Source organism: Micromonospora sp. NPDC049645 (genome assembly GCF_040675155.1).
Taxonomy (GTDB): Bacteria; Actinomycetota; Actinomycetes; order Mycobacteriales; family Micromonosporaceae; genus Micromonospora.
On the sequence record NZ_JBFAOI010000005.1, the window covers coordinates 266,550 to 280,259 of the forward strand.

The following is a 13,710-nucleotide window of genomic DNA, read 5'->3' on the forward strand; positions in this document are numbered from 1 at the left end:
AAAGCACGCATATGACCAGCAGAAACTGCACGATCGCGGGATACACCGACGAGGGACGGGGGACGAGCTGATGCCGCAGGGACAGCCGAGCACGGTGCCCGCCGACGGGTTGACGACCCGGCAGCGGCGACACCGGCCCTTGCTGATGGTTCACACCGGACAGATGAAGGGGAAGTCGACGGCGGCCTTCGGGTTGGCGTTGCGGGCCTGGACGGCCGGTCTGCCGGTCGGGGTGTTCCAGTTCGTCAAGAGCGCCAAGTGGCGGGTGGGGGAGGAGAACGCCTTCCGGGCGCTCGGCGAGGTGCACGAGCGCACCGGCCAGGGCGCGCCGGTGGCCTGGCACAAGATGGGCGAGGGCTGGTCGTGGATCCAGCGCGGCGGCGAGGCCGACCACGCCGCCGACGCCCTGGAGGGCTGGCGGCAGATCCAACGTGACCTGGCCGCCGAGCGCTACGGGCTGTACGTGCTGGACGAGTTCACCTACCCGATGAAGTGGGGCTGGGTGGACGTCGACGAGGTCGTCGCCACCCTGGCCGACCGACCCGGCTTCCAACACGTCGTGATCACCGGTCGGGACGCCGACCCGCGCCTGGTCGCCGCCGCCGACCTGGTCGCCGAGCTGACCAAGATCAAACACCCGATGGACGGCGGCCAGAAGGGCCAGAAGGGCATCGAGTGGTGAGCACGCCCTGGCCCCTGCCCCGGGTGGTGGTCGCCGCGCCGGCCAGCGGCCACGGCAAGACCACGGTGGCCACCGGGCTGCTCGCCGCGCTGCGTCGACGCGGCCTGACGGTCAGCCCGCACAAGGTCGGACCCGACTACATCGACCCCGGCTACCACGCCCTCGCCGCCGGGCGAGCCGGGCGCAACCTCGACCCGTTCCTGGTCGGGGCCGACCGGATCGCCCCCCTGCTGCGACACGGCGCGAGCGTTCCCACGCCCGCCGACATCGCGGTGGTGGAGGGGGTCATGGGCCTGCACGACGGGGCGGTCGGCCGTCGCGACTTCGCCTCCACCGCGCACGTCGCCCGGCTCATCGACGCGCCCATCCTGCTGGTGCTGGACACCACCGCGCAGGGCCGGTCGGCCGCCGCGCTGACGCTGGGCATGGCCGCCTTCGACCCGGCGGTACGGATCGGCGGCGTGATCCTCAACCGGGTCGGCTCACCCCGGCACGAGACACTGCTGCGCGACGCCCTCGCCGAGGTGGGCGTACCGGTGCTCGGGGCGGTCACCCGCGCCGCCGAGGTGGCCGCACCGGCCCGGCACCTCGGGTTGGTGCCGGTCGCCGAGCGGGCACCCGAGTCCGTCGCCATCGTCACCGCGCTCGCCGAGCTGGTCGAGGCCACCGTGGACCTCGACGCCGTGCTCGACCTGGCCCGCACCGCCCCGCCACTGACCACCCCGGCGTGGGACCCGGCCGCCGCCGTCGGCGGGCCGGCCGGCACCGGACGACCCCGGGTCGCGCTCGCCGGTGGGCCGGCCTTCACCTTCTCCTACGCGGAGACCACCGAACTGCTCGCCGCGGCCGGCGCGGACGTCGTCACCGTCGACCCGCTGCGCGACCCCAACCTGCCCGCCGGCACCCGCGCGGTGGTGATCGGCGGCGGCTTCCCCGAGGCGTACGCCGAGGCGCTGGCCGGCAACACGGCGCTCCGCGCCGAACTGGCCGACTTCGACGGGCCGATCGTGGCCGAGTGCGCCGGGCTGCTCTACCTCGGGCGGTCCCTGGACGGCGTACCCATGTGCGGTCGGCTGGACCTGACCGCCCGGATGACCGACCGGCTCACCCTCGGCTACCGGGAGGCCCTGGCCGTCACCGACTCGGCGGTGGCACTGTCCGGCGAGCCGGTACGCGGCCACGAGTTCCACCGCACCACCACCGACCCGGGGCACGGCGACGCACCGGCGTGGCACTGGGACGGCACCGACCACGGTTTCGTCACCGGACGGGTGCACGCCTCCTACCTGCACACCCACTGGGCCGGCCACCCCGCCGCGGCCCGCCGCCTCGTCGAGGCGTGCCGATGAGCGCCGACGCCACGCTCACCGGGGTCGGCGTCGGGCCGGGCGACCCGGAACTGCTCACCCTCAAGGCGGTGCGGCTGCTGCGCGAGGCCGACCTGGTCTTCGTACCCGTGATGGCGGACCGGGCCGAAACCGCCACGACCGCCGGCCCGACGCCGCCGGGCGCCGACGCCGGGCGGGCAGAGGCGACCGTGCGCGCGCACGTCGCGGCAGAACGGCTACGCCGGCTGCCGTTCGCCCTGGACGACCGGGGTGGGGTGACCGCCCGTCGGGTGGCGGCCTGGGACGACGCGGCCCGGGTGGTGGTCGAGGCGATCGACGCGGGCGCGCGATCGGTGGCCTTCGCCACCATCGGCGACCCCAACGTCTACTCCACCTTCGGCTACCTGGCGCAGAGCGTCCGCGCCCTGCGCCCGGCGGTGCGGGTGGCGACCGTGCCCGGCGTCACCGCCATGCAGGAGCTGGCGGCGCGCAGCGGCACCCCGCTCTGCGAGGGACGCGAACCGCTCACCCTGCTGCCGGCCACCGCGGGCCTGGCGCTCTTCGCCGACGCCCTCGCCGGGCCGGGCACCGTGGTCGCCTACAAGGGCTGGCGGCGGCACCCGGAACTGCTCGCCGAGCTGCGCCGGCAGGGCCGCCTCGCCGACGCGGTGCTCGGACGCAGCCTCGGGCTGCCCGGCGAACGGGTCGGGCCGGTCGACGACACCGAGCACGACCTGCCGTACCTGTCGACGCTGCTGGTTCCGGCCCGCCGCGAACACCGAGGAGGAAAGCTGTGACCAGCGACGGCAAGGTGTGGTTCGTCGGCGCCGGCCCCGGGGCCGCGGACCTGCTGACCCTGCGGGCCGCCCGGGTGATCGCCGAGGCGGACATCGTGATCTGGGCGGCCAGCCTGGTGCACGCCGACGTGCTCGACCACGCCCGCCCCGACGCGGAGATCGTCGACTCGTCGCAGCTGCCCATCGAGGGTGTGCTGCCGCTCTACCGGCGGGCCGCCGCGCAGGGGTTGACCGTGGCCCGGATCCACTCCGGCGACCCGGCGCTCTGGGGTGCCGTGCAGGAGCAGCTGGACCTGTGCCGGGCGCTCGACCTGGCCGTCGAGATCGTGCCCGGAGTCTCCTCGTTCACCGCCGTCGCGGCGATCGTCGGGCGGGAGCTGACCGTGCCCGAGGTCGCCCAGTCGGTGATCCTCACCCGCCTCGAAGGCGGCAAGACGCCGATGCCGCCCGGCGAGCGGGTCCGCGACTTCGCCCGGCACGGCACCACCATGGCGCTGTTCCTCTCCGCCGCCCGGTCCGGGCAGGTGCAGGCCGAGTTGCTGGCCGGCGGCTACCCCGACGACACCCCGGCCGTGGTGGCGTACCAGGCGACCTGGCCCGACGAGCTGGTGGTGCGCTGCACGGTCGGCACCCTGGAGGCCACGGTCAAGCAACACAAGCTGTGGAAGCACACCCTGTTCCTGGTCGGGCCGGCCCTCGCCGCCGAGGGCACCCGCTCGCACCTGTACCACCCCGGGCACTTCCACACCTTCCGGCGGGCCGAGCCGGCCGCCCGCGCCGAGCTGCGCCGCCAGGCCGCCGCCCGCACCGGGGGGACCGCCACACCGGGGCCCACACCATGACGTACAACGAGCCGCCGCTGCGCGAGCCGGACCTGCCGCGCACCGCGAAGGTCCGGCCCACCGCGCTGCGCACCGGGTGGACCACCGGCGCGTGCGCCACGGCCGCGGCCAAGGCCGCGGTCACCGCGCTGGTCACCGGCACCACCCAGCAGGAGGTGGAGATCGGCCTGCCGGCCGGCCGGCGGGTGCGCTTCCCGGTGGAACGCTGCGAGCTGACCGGCACCCCACCGGTGCGCGCCGAGGCGGTGGTGGTCAAGGACGCCGGGGACGACCCGGACGTCACCCACGGGGCCGAGCTGACCGCCACCGTGGACTGGACCGACGTCCCCGGCCTGCGGCTCGCCGGTGGCGCCGGCGTCGGCACGGTGACCAAACCCGGCCTCGGGCTCACGGTCGGCGGCCCGGCGATCAACGACACCCCCCGCCGGATGATCGGCGAGGCGGTGGCCGAGGTGGTCGACCTCGGTGAGGTCGGTGTCCGGGTGGTGATCAGCGTGCCCCGGGGCGAGATCATGGCCCGCAAGACCACCAACCGGCGGCTCGGCATCCTCGGTGGCATCTCGATCCTCGGCACCACCGGGATCGTCCGCCCCTTCTCCACCGCGTCCTGGCGGGCCAGCGTCGTACAGGCCGTGCACGTGATGGCCGCCCAGGGCGAACGGACCGTGGTGCTCTGCACCGGCGGGCGCACCGAACGGGCCGCCCGCGCGCTCCTGCCCGAGCTGCCCGAGGTCTGCTTCGTCGAGGTCGGCGACTTCACCGGGGCCGCCGTGACCGCCGCCGTCGGTGACGCGATGACCGGAGTGGTCTTCGTCGGCATGGCCGGCAAGCTCGCCAAACTCGCGGCGGGCATCCTGATGACCCACTACACCCGCTCCAAGGTGGACCTCTCCCTGCTCGGCGCGGTGACCGCCGACGCCGGGGGAGACCCGGCGCTCGTCGCCGCCGTGACCGAGGCGAACACCGGGCGGCACGCGTACGAGCTGTGGGAGGCCGCCGGTCTGCTCGGCCCGGCCGGTGACCTGCTCTGCCAGCGGGTCCGCGACGTGCTGCGGCGCTTCGCCGGGCCGACGGTCACCGTGGACGTGGCGATGGTCGACTTCGCCGGAGCGCACGTCGTCGCCTCGTCCGGCCGGTGGCCCCGATGACGCCGACGATCCCGGTGAGCGGGGTGACCGTGGTCGGTCTGGACGCCGGGGGCGCCCCGCCGCACCCCGCGCTCACGCCGGTGCTGGCCGCCGCCGGGCTGGTGGTCGGGGCCGCCCGGCACCTGGCCGCGGTGCCGGTACCGCCCGGCGCGGACACCATCGCCCTCGGGCCGCTCGACCCCGCCCTGCGCCGCCTCGCCGAGGCCGTCGCCGCCGGGGTGCCCGCCGTGGTGCTGGCCAGCGGGGATCCCGGCCTGTTCGGCATCGTCCGGCGGCTGCGTACGGCCGGGCTGCCGCTGCGGGTGGTGCCGGCGGTGTCCAGTGTGGCCGCCGCGTTCGCCCGCGCCGGACTGCCCTGGGACGGCGCCGCCGTGGTCACCGCGCACGGGCGTGACCCCAGACCGGCCCTGAACGCCTGCCGGGCGCTGCCACTGGTCGCGGTGCTCACCGCGCCCGGCGCCGGCGCGGCCGAGCTGGGCGCCGGCCTGATCGGCTGGTCCCGCCGCCTGCTGGTCGCCGAGCACCTGGGCACCGACGCCGAACGGATCCGCGCGGTCACCCCCGAGCGGGCCGCCGTCGAGACCTGGGCCGACCCGCACGTCCTGCTCAGCCTCGCGGACGCCGTGTCGGCCGGAGCCACGCCGGCCGATGCGGTGGCCGATGGGGGTACGGCCGGCGGAATGCGCTTCGACAACCAGCCCGCCGCCGCGCCGGCCGGTGGCTGGGCGCTGCCGGAGACCCGCTACGTCCACCGCGACTCCATGATCACGAAGTCGGAGGTGCGCGCCCTCGTCGTCGCCCGGCTGCGCCCCCGACTGGGCCGGCTGATCTGGGACGTCGGCGCGGGCAGCGGCTCGGTCGGCATCGAGTGTGCCCTGCTCGGCGCGGCCGTGCTCGCCGTCGAACCGGACCCCGCCGCCGGCGCGAGCATCCGGGCCAACGCCACCGCGCACGGCGTGCACGTCCGGCTCGTTCCCGGACGTGCCCCGGCGGCGCTGGCCGACCTGCCCGAGCCCGACTCGGTCTTCGTCGGCGGTGGCGGCGTCGACGTCCTCGCCGCCGTGGTGGCCCGCCGACCCGAACGGGTGGTGCTCACCCTGGCCGCGCTGGACCGGATCGCGCCGGCCGTGGGTCTCCTGCGCGCCGCCGGCTACACCGTCGAGGGCAGTCAACTCTCCGCCGCCCGCCTCGCCGACCTGCCCGGCGGGTCGTTACGCCTCGCGGCCACCAACCCGGTGGTCGTCCTCACCGGGGAGCGCCCGTGACCGACCAGCACCCAACCGCCCGGATCGGCCTGGTGGCGGCCACCGCCGCCGGCCGGCGGCACGCCGAGACCCTGGCCGCCGCGTGGCCGCACGCCCGCCTGGTGCAGGGGGAGACCGTCGCCGACGCGCTGCGGACCGCGTGGGCCGGCACCGACGCGGTGATCGCGTTCCTCGCCACCGGGGCGGTGGTACGCATCCTCGCGCCGCTGCTCGGCGACAAGCGCACCGACCCGGCGGTGGTGGTCGTCGACGAGGCGGCCCAGCACGCCGTGGCGCTGCTCGGCGGGCACGCCGGCGGCGCCAACGCGCTCGCCGAGCAGGTCGGCGCGTTGCTGGACGCCCGACCGGTGATCACCACCGCCACCGACGCGGTCGGCCTGCCGGGTCTGGACACCCTCGGCTGGCCCGTGCAGGGCGCGGTCGCCGCGGTGTCCCGTGCCATCGTGGACGGCGAGCCGGTCCAGCTGATCGCCGACGCCGACTGGCCGCTGCCCGCCCTGCCCCCGAACGTGCGCCCCTCCGCCCCCGCCCCGGCCGATTCCGCCGCCGACAGCGTCACTGCCGACAGCGTCACCGCCGACAGCGCCGCCGCCGACAACGCCGCCGTCGGCAGCGGCGCGGCCGGATACCGGTTGCTGGTCACCGACCGGGTGGTGCCGATCGACGACCGCACCGCAGTACTGCGGCCACCGTCGCTGGTCGCCGGCGTGGGCGCGAGTCGAGGCGTACCCGCCGCCGAGGTGGCGGAGCTGCTGCACCGGGTGCTGGCCGAGGCCGGCCTCGACCCGGCGAGCCTGCGCTGCCTGGCCAGCGCCGACGTCAAGGCCGACGAGGCGGGCATCCGCAGCACCGCCGACGCGCTCGGCGTACCCCTGGTCACCTGGCCGGCGACGCGGCTGGCGGCGGTCGACGTGCCGCACCCCAGCGAGGTGGTCCGCGCCGCCGTCGGCACGCCGAGCGTGGCGGAGGCCGCGGCCCTGCTCGGCCCGGACGGCCGGGCGGACGACGCGACGCTGCTGGTCGCGAAGACCGCGACGGCGATGGCCACCGTGGCGGTGGCCCGGCACGCGCCGCGCGGCCGGCTCGCCGTCGTCGGCCTCGGACCGGGCGCCGCCGACCTGCGCACCCCGCGCGCGGTGGCCGAGCTGCGACGCGCCGCCGTGGTGGTCGGCCTCGACCAGTACCTGGACCAGGTCCGCGACGTGCTCCGCCCGGGAACCCGGGTGCTGTCCAGCGGGCTGGGCGCGGAGGAGGCGCGGGCGCGGGCCGCCGTGGCCGAGGCCGCCGCCGGTCGGGCGGTCGCGCTGATCGGCTCCGGCGACGCCGGGGTGTACGCGATGGCCAGCCCCGCCCTGGAATACGCCGACGAGCGGATCGACGTGGTGGGCGTGCCCGGCGTCACCGCCGCCCTCGCGGCCGGCGCGCTGCTCGGCGCGCCGCTCGGCCACGACCACGCCTACCTGAGTCTGTCCGATCTGCACACCCCGTGGGACGTCATCGAGCGGCGGGTGACCGCGGCGGCCGAGGGTGACTTCGTGACACTGTTCTACAACCCGCGCAGCCGGGCGCGCGACTGGCAGCTCGGCAAGGCGCTCGGCATCCTCGCCGCGCACCGGCCACCGGACACCCCGGTGGGGGTGGTGCGCAACGCCAGCCGCCCCGGCGAACGGGTGCACCTGGCGACCCTGGCCACACTCGACCCGGCCGTGGTCGACATGTACAGCGTCGTGGTGGTCGGCAGCAGCGACACGAGACTGGTGGCCGGCCGGATGGTGACACCCCGGGGGTACCGGTGGCGTTCGTGACCATCGGCGCCTGCCAGGGCTGCGGCGCCTGCCTGCTCACCTGCCCCACGCACGCGATCCGCCCGGTCGCCGGTGGCCTCACCGTCCGCGCCGACCGGTGCACCGGCTGCCTGGAGTGCGTGGAGGTCTGCCCGGTCGACGCGATCCGCGTGCTCGACACCACGGAAACTGGAGGAGCCCGATGAGCCGGGCCGTGCACCCGATCGAGGTCGAGTCGTACCGCATCCTGCGCGAGCGGGTCGACCTGTCGCACCTGCCGCCGCTGACCCGTGCGGTGACCGAGCGGGTGGTGCACGCCAGCGCCGACCTCGCGTACGTCGATGACCTGGTGTGCGACGAGGCCGCCCTGGAGTCGGGGTTGGCCGCGCTGCGCGCCGGGTCGCCCGTGGTGACCGACGTGGCGATGGTCGCCGCCGGCATCACCCGGGCCGGCCTGGAACTGGTCTGCCCGGTCGCCGAGCCGGCCGCCGTCGACCTGGGCCGCTCGGCCGGCATCACCCGCTCGGCGGCGGCCGTCCGGATCGCCCTGCGACGGGTCGGGCCCGGGGCGGTCTGGGTGGTCGGCTGTGCGCCCACCGCGCTCGTCGAACTACTCACCCTGAACGCCGCGCCGGCGCTGGTCGTCGGCCTCCCGGTCGGCTTCGTGGGCGCCGCCGAGTCGAAAGCGGCGCTGCGGGCCAGCGGCCTGCCGGCCGTGTCCAACGTGGGGGAGAAGGGTGGCTCGGCGGTCGCCGCCGCCGCCCTCAACGCCCTGCTCTACGTCGAGGAGAAGTCATGACCGGGTTGGTCATCGTCGGGCACGGCACGCGAAGCGCGGCCGGGGTCGACCAGTTCGCCGCCCTGGTGCGGCGGGTCCGCGACCGCGGGACCGTCGGCGACGTCGAGGGCGGCTTCATCGAGCTGTCCCGCCCACCGCTGACCGACGCGGTCGGCGCGCTCGTCGCCCGTGGGCACCGGGCGTTGGTGGCGCTGCCACTGGTGCTCACCGGCGCCGGCCACGGCAAGGGCGACATTCCCGCCGCGATGGCTCGGGAGCAGCAGCGCCACCCCGGCCTGACCTACCGCTACGGGCGTCCGCTCGGCCCGCACCCGCTGCTGCACACCGCCCTCGAAGAACGCATCGACGCCGCGCTGGCGGGTGCCGACCGGGCCGGCACGTGGGTCGCGTTGATCGGGCGGGGGTCCACCGACCCGGACGCCAACGCCGAGGTCGCCAAGGTCGCCCGGCTGCTCTGGGAGGGGCGCGGCTACGCGGGCGTGGAGCCGGGGTTCATCTCCCTGGCGCAGCCGTCCGTGCCGGCCGTGCTGGAGCGGCTGCGCCGCCTCGGCGCGCGGCGGATCGTGGTGGCGCCGTACTTCCTGTTCGCCGGCGTGCTGCCCGACCGGATCGTCGCCCAGTCGGCCGAGTTCGCCGCCGTTCACCCCGACCTGGACGTCCGCGTCGCCGAGGTGATCGGCGACTGCGACGCCCTCGCCGACCTCGTCCTGGAGCGGCACGCCGAGGCGCTGGGCGGGGACATCCGGATGAACTGCGACACCTGCGCGTACCGGGTGCTGATGCCCGGCTTCGCGGACAAGGTGGGTCGCCCGCAGCGCCCGCACGACCACCCCGACGACCCGGTCGGCGGCCACCACCATCACCACGACCACGGCGGGCACGACCACGACCACGGCCACGGCGACCACGGCCACGGCGGCCACGGCCACGGCCACGAACACGGCGGGCACGGCCACGGTTCGGTCGCGGTGATCGGCGGCGGGCCCGGACCCGACGACCTGATCACGGTACGCGGGAAGGCGCTGCTCGACGCCGCGGACGTCGTGGTGGTCGACCGGCTCGCCCCGCAGGGTCTGCTCGCCGGCCTGCGCCCCGACGTGCTGGTGGTCGACGCCGCGAAGGTGCCCCGTGGCCCGTCGATGGCGCAGGAGGCGATCAACGAGGCCCTCGTGTCGCACGCCCGCGCCGGTCGCCGGGTGGTCCGGCTCAAGGGTGGCGACCCGTACGTCTTCGGGCGCGGCCACGAGGAGGTGCAGGCGTGCGTGGCGGCCGGCGTGCCGGTGACCGTGGTCCCCGGGGTGAGCAGCGCCCTCGCCGCCCCGGCGCTCGCCGGCGTGCCGGTGACGCACCGTGGTGTGGCGCACGACGTCACCGTCGTGTCCGGGCATCTTCCGCCCGGGCACCCCGACTCGCTCGTCGACTGGGCGGCGCTGGCCCGCACCCGGGGGACCGTCGTGCTGCTGATGGCCGTCGACACCATCGCCAAGATCGCGGCTGCGCTGATCGAACACGGTCGCGCCCCGGAGACGCCGGTGCTGGCCGTGCAGGACGCCGGGCTGCCCGACCAGCGGTCCCTACCCGCCCGGCTGGACGAGATCGGCGCCGTCGCCGCCCGGGAGGGCATCGGGCCGCCCGCCGTCTTCGTCCTCGGCCCGGTGGTCGCCCTGGGCGCCACCGGGCCGACGGTCTGACGACTACTCGCTGCGGGCGGTCTCCGGCCCGGTGATGCGTTCCAGCAGCGGCAGGGTGGACGCGATGACGCCGAGGCAGGCGGCCAGGCCGACGACGACGATCGCGTAGAAGCGCGGCTGCGGCGCGACGAGCGTGTAGTCCATCTGCGCCCGCAGGAACAGGTGGGCGGCGAGCAGGCCCATGCCGATGGCGACGGCGGCGACGGCGAGCATCGGTACGGCGCTCTCCAGCGCCACCACCCGCCGCAGGACGCGCACCGGCGCGCCGCTGAGGCGCAGCAGGCTGAACGGGCGTCGGCGTTCGGTGAGACCGCCGATGACGCTGACCGCGAGGCTGCACCCGCCGAGCGCGAGGCTCGCCACGATGATGACGTTGGCCAGTTGTTCCCAGCCGCGCAGCGTGTCGGCGAAGTCCGACTCGAAGTCGCCGGGCACGTTCGGCCCCACCCAGAAGGTCGGGAAGGCGACCTCCAGCACGGTGCGGACGCGTTCGACGGCGGCGGCGGAGCCGTCGGTGCCGACGACCATCGCCCCGACCGGTAGCCGTTGGAGTTCGTCGAGGGTGAACGACGCGGCGGGCCAGACCGTCGCGGGCGACGCCGACTCCCGCCAGCGGCTGAGGCCGAACGGCACCTCGATGACGTTCGCGCCGTCGGCGCACCGGCCGTACGCGCTCGGGAGGTCGACGCACGCGATCACCCCGACCTCGCCACCGTCCATGATGTTCGGGTTCTCGCGGATGGCGGTCGCGGACCGCACGCCGCTGATCGCACGCAGCTCGGCGACGAGCGGGTCGGGCACCGACGGCATCGTCTCGTCGAAGACGGTGGTCACCGTGCCCGCATCGGTCGAGCCGATCGGCGCCGGGCCACGGTTGTCGACGATCGTGGTGATCACGCCGACGGCCACGCTGGTGACGAAGAGCGCGAGCATGATGCCGCTGATCGCCCGGAAGCCCGCCTTCGGGTTGTCGGCGAGGCGACGCGCGGCGATGAGCGTGGCCGGGCGGTTGGCGTACCGGGCCATCACCCGGGCGCCGACCATCGTCAACCACGGGCCGGCGAAGACCAGGCCGGCCATGATGAGCAGCAGACCGGGTAGGAACACCGCCGCCTGGCCGTCGGAGGTCGCCGGCCGGAAGCCGATGGCGAAGAACAGCACGGCGACGCCGAGCACCATCGGGATCAACCGGTACGCGCCGGGTGCGCGGGGGGTGACCCGCCGGGTGACGCCCAGCGGCGAGATCCGTACGCGGCGCAGCGAGACCTGGGCGGCCACCGCCGCGCCGGCCGGAACGCCGAACGCCACGAGCAGGGCGTCCAGCGGGCCAAGCGACATGTCGCTGGGAAAGAACGGCATGCCGGTGAACGGGATGCCCGCGAGCGGGTCGCGGAAGGCGTAGAACAGCCCGAAGCCGACGGCGGTGCCGGCGACGGCGGCGGTGGTCGCCTCCACGGCCGCGACGATCGAGATCTGCCTCGGTGTCGCACCGACCAGACGCATCGCGGCGAAGCGCTGCTCCCGGCGGGCGGCGCTGAGCCGGGTGGCGGTGCCGATGAAGATCAGCACCGGGAACAGCAGCCCGCCGGCGATCACGCCCAGGATCAGGTTCATCGTGGTCTCGGGAAGCGCGGGTTTGTCACCGATGTCGCTGACCTGCCTGGCGTTGGGCAGCTTGCCGACGCTGTCCGGGGTGCCGCCGATGATGGCGAGCAGGGTGTCCGGTGAGGTCAGCCCGGCCGGGCCGACGGTGCCGAGGTCACGCCCCGGGTAACGGTCGCTCAACTGGTCGGCCGGGTGTGCGGCCAACAGTTCCCGCAGCGCCGGCGAGACGTAGAACTCGCCGGGGCCCGGAGTGGTCGGGATGCCGACCGGGGTGGGCGCGGTCGATCCGGTGGCGGCGACGTCGATCCGGAGGATCTGCCTGCCGTGGAAGAAGTCGTCCCGCGTCGACCACCAGAGTGGATCGGCGGCACCGGCGGTGGAGGTCTGGGGATAGATCGACGCGTAGCGGGTGAGTTGGGCGTCGACGGCATTGACCCCGGCGAGTGTGGTCAGCAGCAGACCGCTGCCGATCGCGACGGCGGCGGCGATGACGACCAGGCGGGTGAGCGCCTCACGGCCGCCCGCCACGGCGAGGCGGAGCCCGAAGCGGATCATGAGGCGATCCGGTCCGGCGCGTTCACGCGCCCGTCGCGGACCATGACCTCGCGGTCGGCGTACGCGGCGATCCGGGGCTCGTGGGTGACCAGGATGACCGTGGTGCCCTGCTCGCGGGCGGCGCCGACCAGCAGGTCCATCACCTGTTCGCCGGTGAGTGAGTCGAGCGCGCCGGTCGGCTCGTCGGCGAAGAGCACCTGCGGCTCGGCGACCAGGCCGCGGGCCAGGGCGACGCGCTGCGCCTGGCCGCCGGAGAGCTCACCGGACCGGCGTTGCTCCAGGCCGTCCAGGCCGAGGCGGGCGAACCAGGCCCGTGCCTTCGCCAGCGCCTGCGTGCGGTGTACGCCGCTGAGCAACAGCGGCAGGGCGACGTTCTCCACGGCGGTGAGCTCGGGAACGAGCTGGCCGAACTGGAACACGAAACCGAACCGGTCCCGACGAAGGCTGCTGCGCGCGGTCTCCGCCATGGCGTGCACCCGGGCCCCGTCGAAGAGGATCTCGCCGGAGTCGGGCACCAGGATGCCGGCCAGGCAGTGCAACAGGGTGGACTTGCCCGAGCCGCTGGGGCCCATCACGGCGAGGATCTCGCCCGCCTCCACGGCGACGCTGGCGCCGCGCAGGGCGGGGGTCTGACCGAAGGAGAACTCCACGTCGCGCGCTTCGATCACGATGCTCACGGCCGCACCTCTTTCCGCAGGGCGTCCAGTCGGGCGCCGGTCATCTCGATCCACCGGAGGTCCGCCTCCAGGTGGTACAGGCCGTGGTCGGCGAGGAGCGCGTCGACCAGGTTTCCGGCGCGCTTGATCTCGGTGAGCTCACGCATCCGGCGCAGGTGCGCGCTGCGCTGGGTGTCGAGGTATTCGGCGGCCGGTCGGTCCAGCATCAGCGCGAGTACGACCTTGGCGAAGAGCACCGTCTGCAGGTGCGGTTCCGGGTCGACCGGCTGGGTCAGCCACTGTTCGACCTCGGTCGCGCCGACGTCGGTGATGATGTAGCGCTTGCGGTCGGGGCCGGAGCCGGGGGCGACGTCGCTGATCACCACCTTGCCGTCGCGGGCCAGTCGGCTGAGGGTGGAGTAGACCTGGCCGAACGGCAGCGGCTTGCCCCGGCCGAAGAAGGCGTCGTAGTCGCGCTTCAGGTCGTAACCGTGGCTGGGCTCCCGTTCGAGGAGGCCGAGAAGAGTCAGTGGCACGCTCATGCCGGTAGACTACACC

The 13,710-nt window shown here is 75.2% G+C and carries 13 protein-coding genes; 10 read left to right on the forward strand and 3 right to left on the reverse strand.

The genetic code is table 11. From position 1 onward, the window contains the following. The first annotated feature begins 70 nt into the window (after positions 1-70). The 10 genes from cobO to cobA are packed head-to-tail and all read left to right on the forward strand — an operon-like array spanning position 71 to position 10,336. The gene (gene cobO, locus AB0J33_RS14835; protein ID WP_363613662.1) at positions 71-682 is read left to right on the forward strand and encodes a cob(I)yrinic acid a,c-diamide adenosyltransferase; all 612 of its coding nucleotides are present in this window, start codon (positions 71-73) and stop codon (positions 680-682) included. Then, entirely contained in the window at positions 676-2,031 is a 1,356-nt protein-coding gene (locus AB0J33_RS14840) for a cobyrinate a,c-diamide synthase (protein ID WP_363613664.1), read from the forward strand. Before cobO ends, AB0J33_RS14840 begins: the two co-directional genes overlap by 7 nt. Beyond that, on the forward strand, positions 2,028-2,807 hold the full coding sequence (cobI, locus tag AB0J33_RS14845) for a precorrin-2 C(20)-methyltransferase (protein ID WP_363613666.1): 780 nt from the start codon (positions 2,028-2,030) through the stop codon (positions 2,805-2,807). The genes AB0J33_RS14840 and cobI overlap by 4 nt, the downstream gene beginning before the upstream one ends. Continuing rightward, positions 2,804-3,649, forward strand: coding sequence for a precorrin-4 C(11)-methyltransferase (gene cobM / locus AB0J33_RS14850; RefSeq protein WP_363613668.1), 846 nt, complete (start codon positions 2,804-2,806; stop codon positions 3,647-3,649). The genes cobI and cobM overlap by 4 nt, the downstream gene beginning before the upstream one ends. Further along, the gene (locus AB0J33_RS14855; RefSeq protein WP_363613670.1) at positions 3,646-4,797 is read left to right on the forward strand and encodes a cobalt-precorrin-5B (C(1))-methyltransferase; all 1,152 of its coding nucleotides are present in this window, start codon (positions 3,646-3,648) and stop codon (positions 4,795-4,797) included. Before cobM ends, AB0J33_RS14855 begins: the two co-directional genes overlap by 4 nt. Then, positions 4,794-6,062 (forward strand): precorrin-6y C5,15-methyltransferase (decarboxylating) subunit CbiE, encoded by a 1,269-nt coding sequence (gene cbiE / locus AB0J33_RS14860; RefSeq protein WP_363613672.1) that lies wholly within the window; start codon positions 4,794-4,796, stop codon positions 6,060-6,062. The genes AB0J33_RS14855 and cbiE overlap by 4 nt, the downstream gene beginning before the upstream one ends. Beyond that, positions 6,059-7,867 (forward strand): precorrin-3B C(17)-methyltransferase, encoded by a 1,809-nt coding sequence (gene cobJ / locus AB0J33_RS14865; RefSeq protein WP_363613674.1) that lies wholly within the window; start codon positions 6,059-6,061, stop codon positions 7,865-7,867. Before cbiE ends, cobJ begins: the two co-directional genes overlap by 4 nt. Beyond that, positions 7,855-8,052, forward strand: a complete 198-nt coding sequence (locus AB0J33_RS14870; RefSeq protein ID WP_363613676.1) for a 4Fe-4S binding protein — start codon at positions 7,855-7,857, stop codon at positions 8,050-8,052. The genes cobJ and AB0J33_RS14870 overlap by 13 nt, the downstream gene beginning before the upstream one ends. Continuing rightward, a complete protein-coding gene (locus tag AB0J33_RS14875) occupies positions 8,049-8,645 on the forward strand; it encodes a precorrin-8X methylmutase (protein WP_363613678.1) in 597 nt (198 codons plus the stop codon). Before AB0J33_RS14870 ends, AB0J33_RS14875 begins: the two co-directional genes overlap by 4 nt. After that, positions 8,642-10,336 carry a uroporphyrinogen-III C-methyltransferase gene (gene cobA / locus AB0J33_RS14880; protein ID WP_363613680.1) on the forward strand — a complete coding sequence of 565 codons (1,695 nt, stop codon included), beginning with the start codon at positions 8,642-8,644 and terminating at the stop codon, positions 10,334-10,336. Before AB0J33_RS14875 ends, cobA begins: the two co-directional genes overlap by 4 nt. A 3-nt stretch (positions 10,337-10,339) precedes the next feature. Here the strand turns inward: cobA and AB0J33_RS14885 are convergent, their stop codons facing one another. The 3 genes from AB0J33_RS14885 to AB0J33_RS14895 are packed head-to-tail and all read right to left on the reverse strand — an operon-like array spanning position 10,340 to position 13,694. Further along, entirely contained in the window at positions 10,340-12,496 is a 2,157-nt protein-coding gene (locus AB0J33_RS14885) for an FtsX-like permease family protein (protein WP_363613682.1), read from the reverse strand. Beyond that, complete coding sequence (locus AB0J33_RS14890) at positions 12,493-13,173, reverse strand: ABC transporter ATP-binding protein (protein ID WP_363613684.1); 681 nt, start codon at positions 13,171-13,173, stop codon at positions 12,493-12,495. The genes AB0J33_RS14885 and AB0J33_RS14890 overlap by 4 nt, the downstream gene beginning before the upstream one ends. Further along, a complete protein-coding gene (locus AB0J33_RS14895) occupies positions 13,170-13,694 on the reverse strand; it encodes a PadR family transcriptional regulator (RefSeq protein ID WP_357839357.1) in 525 nt (174 codons plus the stop codon). The genes AB0J33_RS14890 and AB0J33_RS14895 overlap by 4 nt, the downstream gene beginning before the upstream one ends. Positions 13,695-13,710 lie beyond the last annotated feature (16 nt).

Excerpts from the sequence above, each read along its gene's own strand:
- cobO (WP_363613662.1), top strand. The coding sequence starts at position 71 with ATGCCGCAGGGACAGCCGAGCACGGTGCCCGCCGACGGGTTGACGACC.
- cobI (WP_363613666.1), top strand. The coding sequence starts at position 2,028 with ATGAGCGCCGACGCCACGCTCACCGGGGTCGGCGTCGGGCCGGGCGAC.
- AB0J33_RS14855 (WP_363613670.1), top strand. The coding sequence starts at position 3,646 with ATGACGTACAACGAGCCGCCGCTGCGCGAGCCGGACCTGCCGCGCACC.
- cbiE (WP_363613672.1), top strand. The coding sequence starts at position 4,794 with ATGACGCCGACGATCCCGGTGAGCGGGGTGACCGTGGTCGGTCTGGAC.
- AB0J33_RS14875 (WP_363613678.1), top strand. The coding sequence starts at position 8,049 with ATGAGCCGGGCCGTGCACCCGATCGAGGTCGAGTCGTACCGCATCCTG.
- cobA (WP_363613680.1), top strand. The coding sequence starts at position 8,642 with ATGACCGGGTTGGTCATCGTCGGGCACGGCACGCGAAGCGCGGCCGGG.
- AB0J33_RS14885 (WP_363613682.1), bottom strand. The coding sequence starts at position 12,496 with ATGATCCGCTTCGGGCTCCGCCTCGCCGTGGCGGGCGGCCGTGAGGCG.
- AB0J33_RS14895 (WP_357839357.1), bottom strand. The coding sequence starts at position 13,694 with ATGAGCGTGCCACTGACTCTTCTCGGCCTCCTCGAACGGGAGCCCAGC.